Below are 11553 nucleotides of genomic sequence, written 5' to 3' on the forward strand. Positions count from 1 at the left end.
TGGAGCGCCGATCGGCAAAGCATGGCAATTCCGGCGATCATTGGCTCGATGACGCTTGTCGTGGCTCGCTGGAGGGGTTCGGAACGCGTGATATCGGTTTCTTCGAGCTATGTTCGAAGTTCGACTCAATTGAAATATGGGTCGATCCTCGACCAAACGATCAGCTTGTGCTGGTCTGGCTGCTGGACTTGCTTCGCCCCTACAAGGAGATTACGACGAAGCTCAGTCTGGTGCACACGGATGACCATGTTGCGCGCTACCCTCCCGAATCTGTCGCAAAATGGAAGCTGGCGGCCTTCAAGGTGACCGAAAATCATTTGGTCTTGGCACGCCGCGCCTGGCAAGCCTATCGGGCTGAAACGCCAAAGCCATGTTTCGATCTTCTGATGACGGATCTGACGATCCTGCCGAGACTTCGGCCGGCGCTCATCGCGTTGCTTGAAGAGCTTCCGGACAACGTGACGGGCCTAGGTGCCAGCGAAATGGATATTCTGGACTTTGTGAACGATGGGCACACCGACCCAAGACGCGTCACCGAGGCGTGTTGGCTCCGCGACGTGTTCGACGAAGACGACGCGCGCGAAGCCTTGCTCGAACTGGGGGCATATTCGGCGCCGCCGATCTTGTTGGGCGATCCGGCGTTCAACAATGAGGATCGCTACTTCGGCAGGAGCGAGTGGAAGGTCACGCTGACCGAACTCGGTCGTTCCATTTTTGCGCGTGAGGACGATATGTGGCGCCACAACCGGATCTATCGCTGGTGGGGCGGCACCGAACTGACCACGAGAAGCTCTGGCGATGGGATCGCGAAAGCCGTTCGCTGGTTGCGCCATAGATTTACGCTCAGTGCCGTAGGATGGGTAGAGCGCAGCGAAACCCATAGCTTTTCTTGCGCGCAAGCGAGCGCAGTGATGGGTTCGCTGCGCTCTAGCCATCCTACAAAGCTTACTCCGCGGCTTCTGCGTAATCGCTCACCGGCGGGCAGGAGCACACGAGATTACGGTCGCCGTAGACGTTGTCCACACGCCCCACCGGGCTCCAATATTTGTCGGTGCGCGATGTGCCCGCGGGGAAGCAGCCTTCGCTGCGGGTGTAGGCGCGATTCCAATCATCATCCGCAATGTCGTGCACGGTGTGTGGGGCGTGGCGCAGGGGCGAGGCTTCGATCTTGAAACGGCCGGCCTCGACCTCGGCGATCTCCTTCCGGATCGCGATCATGGCGTCGCAGAAGCGGTCCAGCTCGGCCTTGGATTCCGACTCGGTCGGCTCGATCATCAGCGTGCCCGGCACCGGGAAGCTCATGGTCGGCGCGTGGAAGCCGTAATCGATCAGTCGCTTGGCGATGTCGTCGACGGTCACGCCCGACGTCGTCTTCAGCGGGCGCGGATCGACGATGCATTCATGCGCGACGCGCCCCCTGGCGTTCTTGTAGAGCACGGGGAAATGCGGATCGAGGCGCGCTGCGATGTAATTGGCGTTGAGGATCGCGATCTCGGTGGCGCGCTTCAAGCCTTCGCCGCCCATCATCAGGATGTAGATGTAGGAGATGGTGAGGATCGAAGCCGATCCGAACGGCGCGGCGGAGACGGGACCCACGGGCGCGTCTGCTTGCGTTGCCGGATGGCCCGGCAGGAACGGGGCGAGATGCGCCTTCACGCCGATCGGGCCCATGCCGGGGCCGCCGCCGCCATGCGGAATGCAGAAGGTCTTGTGCAAATTGAGATGGCTGACGTCGGCGCCGTAATCGCCGGGCCTCGACAGGCCGACCTGCGCGTTGAGGTTGGCACCGTCGAGATAGACCTGGCCGCCATGGCTGTGCACGATGTCGCAGATCTCGCGGATGTGCTCCTCGAACACGCCATGCGTCGAGGGATAGGTGATCATGACCGCGGCGAGATCGTTCGAATGCTTCTCCGCCTTGACGCGCAGATCATTGACGTCGACATCGCCGTTCTTCTCGCAGGCGACCACCACCACGTCCATGCCGACCATCGCGGCCGAGGCCGGGTTGGTGCCGTGGGCGGAGGAGGGGATCAGGCAGATCTTGCGGTGGCTCTCGCCGCGCGCGGCATGATAGCCGCGGATCGCGAGCAGCCCGGCATATTCGCCCTGTGCGCCGGAATTGGGCTGCAGCGAGATCGCGTCATAGCCGGTGATGTCGCACAGCCATTTTTCCAGCCGCGCGAACAGCGCGTGATAGCCGGCGGCCTGCTCGCGCGGCACGAACGGATGCAGCGAGCCGAATTCCGGCCAGGTCAGCGGCATCATCTCGGTGGTCGCGTTCAGCTTCATCGTGCAGGATCCCAGCGGAATCATCGCGCGATCGAGCGCGAGGTCGCGATCGCTGAGCTTGCGCATGTAGCGCAGCATCTCGGTCTCGGAGCGATGCGCGTGGAACACGGGATGGGTGAGGAAGGCGGTGGTGCGCTTCAAGCCGTCCGGCAGTGCCTCGCGCGTCTCGGCGTCGATCTCGGCATAGGCGAGTGTGCCGCCGAAGGCGCGCCAGACCGCTTCCACCGTCGCCGCCGTCGTGGTCTCGTCGAGTGCGATGCGAAGCGCCGTGTCACTGACGCCGAGATTGATCTTCTCGGCTGATGCGCGCGCGATGATCTCGGCACGCCCCGCGCCGGCATCGACGCTGAGCGTGTCGAAGAAGCTGTCGGACTTCGGCGCGAAGCCGAGCTTGCGCAGGCCGCTCGCGAGCACGGCGGTGCGGCGGTGGACGTTGCGCGCGATCTGCGTCAGGCCCTCGGGGCCGTGATACACCGCATACATCGAGGCAATCACGGCGAGCAGCACCTGCGCGGTGCAGATGTTGGAGGTCGCCTTCTCGCGGCGGATGTGCTGCTCGCGGGTCTGCAGCGCGAGGCGATAGGCCGGCGCGCCGCGGGAATCCACGGAAAGGCCGACGATGCGGCCCGGCAGCGAGCGCTTCAGCGCATCGCGCACCGCCATATAGGCCGCGTGCGGACCGCCATAACCCATCGGCACGCCAAAGCGCTGCGCCGATCCGATCGCGATGTCGGCGCCCAACTCGCCGGGCGAAGCAAGCAGCGTCAAGGCGAGCAGGTCGGCCGCGACGATCGCGAGCGCACCCTTGGCCTTCAGCGTCGCGATCGCAGGCCGCAAGTCGCGCACCGCACCGGAAGAACCCGGATATTGCAGCAGCGCGCCGAGCACGTTGGCCTTGTCGAGATCGGTGAGGGGATCGCCGACGATCAGTTCCCAGCCCAGCGGCTCGGCGCGGGTGCGCATCACAGCCAGCGTCTGCGGATGCACGTCCTTGTCGACGAAGAAGGCCTTTGCTTCGACCTTCGAATGCCGCTCGGCCAGTGCCATGGCTTCGGCCGCCGCGGTCGCCTCATCCAGCAGCGAGGCGTTGGCGACGTCGAGCCCCGTGAGATCGCAGATCATGGTCTGGAAGTTGAGCAGCGCTTCCAGCCGGCCCTGGCTGATCTCGGGCTGGTAGGGCGTGTAAGCCGTGTACCAGGCCGGGTTCTCCAGGATGTTGCGCTGGATCACCGCGGGCAGGATGGTGCCGGAATAGCCTTGGCCGATCAGCGAGGTGAAGACCTGGTTCTGACGCCCCAGCTCAGTCATGTGCGCGATCGCCTCGGTCTCGCTGAGCGGCTTGCCGAGATCGAGCGGGGCGGCCTGCCGGATCGAGGCGGGCAGCGTCTCCGCCATCAGCGCGTCGACGCTTTTCGCGCTGACGGCCTCCAGCATCGCGGTGACATCGCGCGTGGAGGGGCCGATATGGCGGCGAACGAAGCTGGCGGTGTCGCCGTTGGATTTGCGGTGCGCGGTCATCATTGGGTCCTCGCTTAGATTTCGCTGTCGCCGTCATGCCCCGCCTAGTGCGCAATTGCGCACGGGGGCGGGGCATCCAGTAAACGCAGGCAGCACGGCTTGAACCGAGAGGCTGCGGCGTCCTGAATCGCTCGCCTGCGCGGGCGATGACACCGAATATGAGGTCAGAGTTCTCGTCATCTCACGCCGTGTGGGCCTTGTAGGCGGCTTCATCCATGAGGCCGCCGAGCTCGCTCTTGTCGGTCATCTTGATCTTGAAGAACCAGGCCTTGCCCTGCGCGTCCGAGTTCACCAGCGCCGGCTCGGCGGCGAGGTCGGCGTTGGTCTCGAGCACTTCGCCCGTTACAGGCGAGTAGACGTCGGACGCGGCCTTGACGGACTCGACCACCGCGGCAGCTTCCGCCTTCTTCAGCGCGCGGCCGACCTTGGGCAATTCGACGAACACGACGTCGCCGAGCTGCTGCTGCGCGTAGTCGGTGATGCCGACGGTCGCGACATCGCCCTCGATGGCGAGCCATTCATGGTCGGAGGTGTACAGCGTCGTGGTCATTTTCTTGTCCTCAGCGTTTGTAGGTGTTCTTGACAAAAGGCATGGCAGCGACGGTGAGCGGCAGGCGCTGGCCGCGCACTTCGGCGAAGAGTTTCGTGCCGAGCGCGCTCAGATTGGTGGGCACATAGCCCATCGCCACCGGCGCGTTCAGGCTCGGGCCGAAACCGCCCGAGGTGACCTTGCCGATCGGCTCGCCCGCGGCCTCGTCCGCGAAGAGCAGCGCGCCTTCGCGAACCGGCGCGCGACCCTGGGCGAGCAGGCCGACGCGGCGGCGCGCTGCGCCGTTGTCGAAATGGGCGAGGATCTTGTCAGCGCCGGGGAAGCCGCCGGCGCGCGCGCCGCCGCTGCGGCGGCTCTTCTGCACCGACCATTCCAGCGCGGCCTCGACCGGCGTGGTCGCGGTGTCGATGTCGTGGCCGTAGAGGCAGAGCCCGGCTTCCAACCGCAAACTGTCGCGGGCGCCCAGGCCGATCGGCAGCACATCGGGGTTTTCGAGCAGCATTTTGGCAAGACGCTCGGCATCCCCTGCGGGAATGGAGATCTCGAAACCGTCCTCGCCGGTGTAGCCGGAGCGCGAGACGAAGCACTTGATGCCGGCAACCTCGTGCGGACCGGAATCCATGAATTTCATGGCGGGCGCATCTGCACAGAATTTCGTCAGCACCGATTCCGCCTTTGGGCCCTGCAAGGCGATCAGCGCGCGATCCGCCAGCTGCTCGATGACGCAATCGCCGGACAGATGTGCGCGCAGATGTGCCTCGTCCTCGGACTTGCAGGCGGCGTTGACGACCAGGAACAGGTGATCGCCGAAATTGGCGACCATGAGATCATCGAGAATGCCGCCATCCGCATTGGTGAACTGGGCGTAGCGCTGCCGCCCCGGCGCAATCGCCACGATATCCTGCGGCACCAGCCGCTCCAGCGCGCGGGCGGCGTCCTCGACCTTGCCCGACTTGGCCCGAAGCGCGAGCTGGCCCATGTGTGAGACGTCGAACAGGCCGGCCTTGGTGCGGGTCTGGAGGTGCTCTTTCAGCACGCCCGCGGGGTATTGCACGGGCATGTCATAGCCCGCGAACGGCACCATCTTGCCGCCGAGGGACACATGAAGCCCATGAAGGGGCGTACGTTTCAGGGAGTCTTGGTCGTGTGCAAGCATCAAGGGGCCCTCGGCGGTTCCCCGGGGAGAATTCCCCGAGACAACCCATCGAAGCCCCATCTGTCGCTGTGCCTGAGAGTATTATCCCGTCGGCGGACGCAATCCGGACCTCAAGCCCGTCGGCGCCTCTTTCCAGATGCTGTCAAAGCCACGCGGTCCTTTTGCCTGAGAGTTTCCGGGGCGGTTGCTCCTTCGGCGCCGGCTGCCTAAAGCCGGTCTCTCCCGACGTGGCCGTACGATACAGATGGGTACAGACCACAGGGCAGCCAAGCCTGTCAACGCGGCGACTTGGCCTTTCAACCGGGATTGCAACCGGGATTGCGCGGCGATTGCGTGCCTTGGGCAACCCTCTGATCTCTCTGCACAGTTTCTGGACAGCGAAGCTGGCCTTGTCTAAAAGCGCTTTGGCCCGCAGATATCTGCCTTAACGTCCGGTTTTTATGGCGAGAAGCGCGGGTCCAAGCACACCCGATTGGATGAACATGAGCGGCGTCAACGAGATCAGGTCGACCTTTCTGAACTTCTTTGCCGAGAACGGCCACGAGATCGTGCCGTCCTCGCCCTTGGTGCCGCGCAACGATCCGACGTTGATGTTCACCAATGCCGGCATGGTCCAGTTCAAGAACGTCTTCACCGGCGTCGAGAAGCGGCCCTATCAGCGCGCCACCACGTCGCAGAAATGCGTGCGCGCCGGCGGCAAGCACAACGACCTCGACAATGTCGGCTACACCGCGCGCCATCTCACCTTCTTCGAGATGCTCGGCAATTTCTCGTTCGGCGACTATTTCAAGGAGCGCGCGATCGAGCTCGCCTGGAAGCTGATCACGAGCGAGTTCGGGCTGAAGAAGGACAAGCTGCTCGTCACCGTCTACCACACCGACGACGAGGCGGCGGGCCTGTGGAAAAAGATCGCCGGCTTCTCCGACGACCGCATCATCCGCATTCCGACCTCGGATAATTTCTGGGCGATGGGCGACACCGGCCCGTGCGGCCCGTGCTCGGAGATCTTCATCGATCGCGGCGAGCACATCTGGGGCGGACCTCCCGGCTCGCCCGAGGAGGACGGCGACCGCTTCCTCGAATTCTGGAATCTGGTGTTCATGCAGTTCGAGCAGGTGACGAAGGAGGAGCGCCAGCCGCTGCCGCGTCCCTCGATCGACACCGGCATGGGCCTGGAGCGCATGGCCTGCATCCTCCAGGGCGTCGAGAGCGTGTTCGAGACCGACCTGTTCAAGAATTTGATCGATGCCGCGGCGTCCGCGCTCGGCACCGGGCCGAACGAGCAGACCGTGGCCTCGTTCCGCGTCATCGCCGACCACTTACGCTCCTCGGCCTTCCTCGTCGCCGACGGCGTGCTGCCCTCGAACGAGGGCCGCGGCTATGTGCTGCGCCGGATCATGCGCCGCGCGATGCGCCACGCGCAGCTGCTGGGCGCCAAGGAGCCGCTGATGCATCGCCTGGTCTGGGCGCTGGTGCGCGAGATGGGCCAGGCCTATCCCGATCTGATGCGCGCGGAAAACCTGATCGAGGAAACGCTGCGGCTCGAGGAGACCCGCTTCCGCAAGACGCTGTCGCGTGGCCTTGCCATCCTCGACGAGAAGAGCGCGGGCCTGAAGAAGGGCGACATGTTCGATGGCGACGTCGCCTTCACGCTCTACGACACCTACGGTTTTCCGCTGGACCTGACCCAGGACGCGCTGAAGTCGCGCGGCATCGGCGTCGATCAGGCTGCGTTCACCGACGCGATGGAGCGCCAGAAAGCCAAGGCGCGCGAGTCCTGGAAGGGCTCCGGTGAAGCGGCGTCCGAGGCGATCTGGTTCCCGCTGCGCGAGAAACTCGGGGCGACCGAATTCCTGGGCTACGAGACCGAGAGCGCCGAAGGCGTGGTCTCGGCGCTCGTGAAGGACGGCGCGGAGGTCACCAGCCTCAAGGCCGGCGATACCGGGGCGCTCGTGCTGAACCAGACGCCGTTCTATGCGGAGTCGGGCGGCCAGGTCGGCGATACCGGCGTGCTCTCGGGCGAGGGCGGCATCAAGATCCGCATCACGGACACGCAGAAGAAGCTCGGCGATCTCTTCGTTCATATCGGCACGGTCGAGAGCGGCGAAGTCAAGGTCGGCACCGCGCTGCAGCTCGAGGTCGATCACGGCAGGCGGTCCTCGATCCGCGCGCATCACTCGGCGACGCACCTCATCCACGAGGCGCTGCGCCAGGTGCTCGGCGATCACATCGCCCAGCGCGGCTCGATGGTTGCGCCGGATCGCCTGCGCTTCGACTTCGTGCATCCCAAGCCGATCAGCGTGGACGAGCTGTCCCGCATCGAGGACATCGCCAACGACGTGGTGCTGGAGAACGACGAGGTCACCACGCGCGTGATGGGCGTCGACGAGGCCCGCGAGGCCGGCGCGCGCGCGCTGTTCGGCGAGAAGTACGGCGACGAGGTTCGCGTCGTCTCGATGGGCAGGACCGCGCGCGAGCGCGGCGCCAACGCGCTCGGCTGGTCGGTCGAGCTCTGCGGCGGTACCCATGTGAAGCGCACCGGCGACATCGGCCTGATCACGCTGACGGGCGAGAGCGCGGTGGCTTCCGGCGTGCGCCGCATCGAGGCGCTGACCGGCAACTACGCGCGAAAACACGCCAACGACACCATGGCGCTGGCGAAGAGCGCGGCGAACGAGCTGCGCACCTCGCTCGACGACGTACCGGCGCGTATCACCGCGCTGATGGAGGAGCGCAAGAAGCTCGAGCGCGAGCTTTCCGACGCCCGCAAGAAGCTGGCGATGGGCGGCGGTGCATCCGCGAGTAACGGTGCCGCCGCAGGCGTGCGCGAGGTCGGCGACGTCAAACTGATGGCGCGCGCGGTCGAGGGCATCGAGATGAAGGATCTCAAGAGCCTCGCCGATGACGGCAAGAAGCAGATCGGCTCCGGCGTCGTCGCCATCGTCGGCGTCACCGAGGACGGCAAGGCCGGTGTCGTGGTCGGCGTTACGCCTGATCTCACCGCGCGCTTCAACGCCGTGAATTTGGTGCGCATCGCCTCCGAAGCGCTGGGCGGCAAGGGCGGCGGCGGCCGGCCCGACATGGCGCAGGCCGGCGGCCCCGAGGGCGCCAAGGCGTCCGAGGCGCTGGCAGCGATCGAGAAAGCGATGGCGGGCGCTTAAGGCTCGATGTCACCCGAAGGGCTGAGCGCTCAGCCCTTCTTCAGGAAGACGTAGTCGGCGGAGTAGGGCGCGCTCCTGAAATCGCCGGCCTTGTCGCAGGCGCCGTCGAGCTTGCCGCCCTGGGTGTCGATGCGCTGGACCGTGGTGACTGATGTGAGCGCGCCGCTGCCGCGGTGAGCCGTCACGTCCAGCTTCAGCCAGGGGATGTCCGCAGCTGTTGCGCCAGGTGCGTTGCCGATGGCCTTGCCGACCACCGCGCTGCCGTCGGCGAGCTCCCAGTTCGGGCCGGCATAATGCCGGCCGACGGTCTTGCCTTCGGACAGCAGCGTCGCGATCGGCTCGCGAAAAGCCCAGGCGAGCTTGCCGTCAGCGCCGGCCTTGCACTCATAGACCTGCGCGCCCTCGGCGTGGATGCTGAGCACGACGGTCTCGCCCGGCGCGGCAATCGCCTCGGGAAGCGGGGCTGCGGCTCTGGCTTGCCCGGCCATGGCGGCGAGCAACAGCAGGCAGGGGATGGCAGGTTTGATCGGCATGGTCGCTTCTCCGCGCGAGGGCACAAAAGAAAAGGGCCGCGCTTGGCGCGGCCCTTGATGATGTCTGGCCCAGTCGGGCGAAATTGCGGACGGCTCAGGCCGCCAACTCTTTCGTGAGGTTCTCGGCGACCTTGTCGAGGAAGCCGGTGGTTGAGAGCCAGCGCTGGTCGGCGCCGACCAGGAGCGCGAGGTCCTTGGTCATGTAGCCGGCCTCGACGGTGTCGACGCAGACCTTCTCCAACGTGTTGGCGAACTTGGCCAGCTCGGGGTTGTTGTCGAGCTTGGCGCGATGCGACAGGCCGCGGGTCCAGGCGAAGATCGACGCGATCGAGTTGGTCGAGGTCTCCTTGCCCTTCTGGTGCTCGCGGTAGTGGCGGGTCACCGTGCCGTGGGCGGCTTCGGCTTCCACGGTCTTGCCGTCGGGGGTGAGCAGCACCGAGGTCATCAGGCCGAGCGAGCCGTAGCCCTGCGCGACCGTGTCGGACTGCACGTCGCCGTCGTAGTTCTTACAGGCCCAGACGTAGCCGCCGGACCATTTCAGCGCCGAGGCCACCATGTCGTCGATCAGGCGGTGCTCGTAGGTCAGGCCCTTGGCGTCGAACTCCTTCTTGAACTCCTTGTCGAAGATCTCCTGGAAGATGTCCTTGAAGCGGCCGTCATAGACCTTGAGAATGGTGTTCTTGGTCGACAGGTAGACCGGGTAGCCGCGCAGCAGGCCGTAGTTGAAGGAGGCGCGGGCGAAGTCGATGATGGAGTCGTCGAGATTGTACATCTCCATGGCGACGCCGGCGCCGGGCGCCTTGAACACTTCCTTTTCGATCACGGTGCCGTCCTCGCCGACGAACTTCAGCGAGAGGGTGCCCTTGCCCGGGAACTTGATGTCGGTGGCGCGGTACTGGTCGCCATAGGCATGGCGGCCGATGATGATCGGCTTGGTCCAGCCGGGAACGAGGCGCGGCACGTTCTTGCAGATGATCGGCTCGCGGAAGATCACGCCGCCGAGGATGTTGCGGATGGTGCCGTTCGGCGACTTCCACATCTGCTTGAGATTGAACTCCTTCACCCGCGCTTCGTCCGGGGTGATGGTGGCGCACTTGACGCCGACGCCGACCTTCTTGATCGCCTCGGCGGCGTCGATCGTGACCTGATCGTTGGTGTGGTCTCGGTATTCCATGCCCAGGTCGAAATAGAGCAGCTCGACATCCAGGAACGGGTTGATCAGCTTGTCCTTGATGTACTGCCAGATGATCCGGGTCATCTCGTCGCCATCGAGCTCGACGACGGGATTGGATACCTTGATTTTTGCCATGATCGGGGAAGCCTCTTTCGAACGGCGCTTTTGACGCGCCACGGGAATATCCGCCGCCTCTTAGCACCGCCGCGCGGCGGGCGAAAGCCAAGGGATTATGCACTTTTAGCTCATCCAGCTTCCGCAGACGGGAAGCGGCAGCCGGCCCTCGGGCGGGCCCCGGGAGCACGTTCCCAGCACGATTCAAAAGTCGAATCCAACCCGTTATTTCCCTTGAGAATTTCGTCAGGACAGGCAAACGACAGGCGAGCGGGACGGAGCCGGCCGGAACTGGCGGCTTGAATCAATTCCTGAGGCGGCTCGGCCAAGGCCTTGAGAGACAGTGTGAAAGCGAAACGAGATGTCGGGGACTGACAAGAGCAAGGCCGGGCTTTCCCTCGACGGTCCCATCGTGATCCTGGTCGAGCCGCAGCTCGGGGAAAACATCGGCATGACCGCGCGCGCCATGGGCAACTTTGCCCTGAGCGCCTTGCGCATCGTCAATCCCCGCGACGGCTGGCCCAACATCGCGGCACAGCGGGCCGCCGCCGGCGCCGACCACATTCTGGAAAAGGTCGAATTGTTCGACACGGTGGAGCAGGCGGTTGCCGATCTCGATCTGCTGTTCGCCACCACCGCGCGCCCGCACGACCAGGCCAAGCCGGTGGTGGGGCCGGAGGCGGCCGCAGCCGAGATCGCCGGGCATGTCGCGACCGGCGGCAAGGCAGGTATCCTGTTCGGCCGTGAGCGCTGGGGCCTGACCAACGAGGAGGTCGGGCTCTCCAATCGCATCATCACCTTCCCGGTCAATCCGGGCTTCGCCTCGCTCAACCTTGCTCAAGCCGTGCTGCTGGTGGGCTATGAATGGTTCAAGCGGGCCACCTCGGGCGAGCTGCCGCACGCCATGCCGGAGCGATCCGAGCGCGCCTCGCAGCACCAGATGCAGGCCTTCTTCGACAATCTCGTGCGCGAGCTCGACAAGGTCGAGTTCCTGCGTCCGGCCGAAAAGCGCGACACCATGCTGGTGAACCTGCGCAACATCTTCACCCGGATGG

Annotated in this window: 7 protein-coding genes and 1 riboswitch; of the genes, 2 read left to right on the plus strand and 5 right to left on the minus strand. The window is 65.1% G+C overall.

The features are described 5' to 3' along the window. Positions 1-945 precede the first annotated feature (945 nt). The 3 genes from gcvP to gcvT all read right to left on the minus strand — a co-directional run bounded on the left by gcvP (position 946) and on the right by gcvT (position 5516). Positions 946-3810: an aminomethyl-transferring glycine dehydrogenase gene (gene gcvP / locus SE91_RS09615; protein ID WP_061851068.1), complete on the minus strand. Its 2865-nt coding sequence runs from the start codon at positions 3808-3810 to the stop codon at positions 946-948. Between the two features lie 181 nt (positions 3811-3991). Continuing rightward, positions 3992-4360, minus strand: coding sequence for a glycine cleavage system protein GcvH (gene gcvH, locus SE91_RS09620; RefSeq protein ID WP_061847415.1), 369 nt, complete (start codon positions 4358-4360; stop codon positions 3992-3994). A 10-nt stretch (positions 4361-4370) separates the two neighbouring features. Further along, positions 4371-5516 (minus strand): glycine cleavage system aminomethyltransferase GcvT, encoded by a 1146-nt coding sequence (gene gcvT / locus SE91_RS09625; RefSeq protein WP_061847416.1) that lies wholly within the window; start codon positions 5514-5516, stop codon positions 4371-4373. Positions 5517-5660: 144 nt separating this feature from the next. Further along, a riboswitch (glycine riboswitch) is annotated at positions 5661-5751 on the minus strand. Between the two features lie 247 nt (positions 5752-5998). Between gcvT and alaS the strand changes: the two genes are divergently transcribed. Further along, positions 5999-8677, plus strand: a complete 2679-nt coding sequence (alaS, locus tag SE91_RS09630) for an alanine--tRNA ligase (protein ID WP_061851069.1) — start codon at positions 5999-6001, stop codon at positions 8675-8677. A 29-nt stretch (positions 8678-8706) separates the two neighbouring features. Here the strand turns inward: alaS and SE91_RS09635 are convergent, their stop codons facing one another. Both SE91_RS09635 and SE91_RS09640 read right to left on the minus strand, forming a co-directional pair. Further along, positions 8707-9210, minus strand: a complete 504-nt coding sequence (locus tag SE91_RS09635; protein ID WP_061847418.1) for a DUF3455 domain-containing protein — start codon at positions 9208-9210, stop codon at positions 8707-8709. Between the two features lie 94 nt (positions 9211-9304). After that, positions 9305-10519, minus strand: coding sequence for an NADP-dependent isocitrate dehydrogenase (locus SE91_RS09640; protein ID WP_008564136.1), 1215 nt, complete (start codon positions 10517-10519; stop codon positions 9305-9307). Positions 10520-10859: 340 nt separating this feature from the next. On the opposite strand from SE91_RS09640, the gene SE91_RS09645 reads away from it, so the two are divergent. Continuing rightward, positions 10860-11553 (plus strand): RNA methyltransferase (locus tag SE91_RS09645; protein WP_197489449.1); only part of this gene is annotated, 694 nt, incomplete at its 3' end.

The sequence above is a fragment of the Bradyrhizobium sp. DOA1 genome (assembly GCF_001593325.1).
In the GTDB taxonomy this organism is placed as follows: domain Bacteria; phylum Pseudomonadota; class Alphaproteobacteria; order Rhizobiales; family Xanthobacteraceae; genus Bradyrhizobium.

Excerpts from the sequence above, each read along its gene's own strand:
- gcvP (WP_061851068.1), bottom strand. The coding sequence starts at position 3,810 with ATGACCGCGCACCGCAAATCCAACGGCGACACCGCCAGCTTCGTTCGC.
- gcvT (WP_061847416.1), bottom strand. The coding sequence starts at position 5,516 with ATGCTTGCACACGACCAAGACTCCCTGAAACGTACGCCCCTTCATGGG.
- alaS (WP_061851069.1), top strand. The coding sequence starts at position 5,999 with ATGAGCGGCGTCAACGAGATCAGGTCGACCTTTCTGAACTTCTTTGCC.
- gcvH (WP_061847415.1), bottom strand. The coding sequence starts at position 4,360 with ATGACCACGACGCTGTACACCTCCGACCATGAATGGCTCGCCATCGAG.
- SE91_RS09635 (WP_061847418.1), bottom strand. The coding sequence starts at position 9,210 with ATGCCGATCAAACCTGCCATCCCCTGCCTGCTGTTGCTCGCCGCCATG.
- SE91_RS09640 (WP_008564136.1), bottom strand. The coding sequence starts at position 10,519 with ATGGCAAAAATCAAGGTATCCAATCCCGTCGTCGAGCTCGATGGCGAC.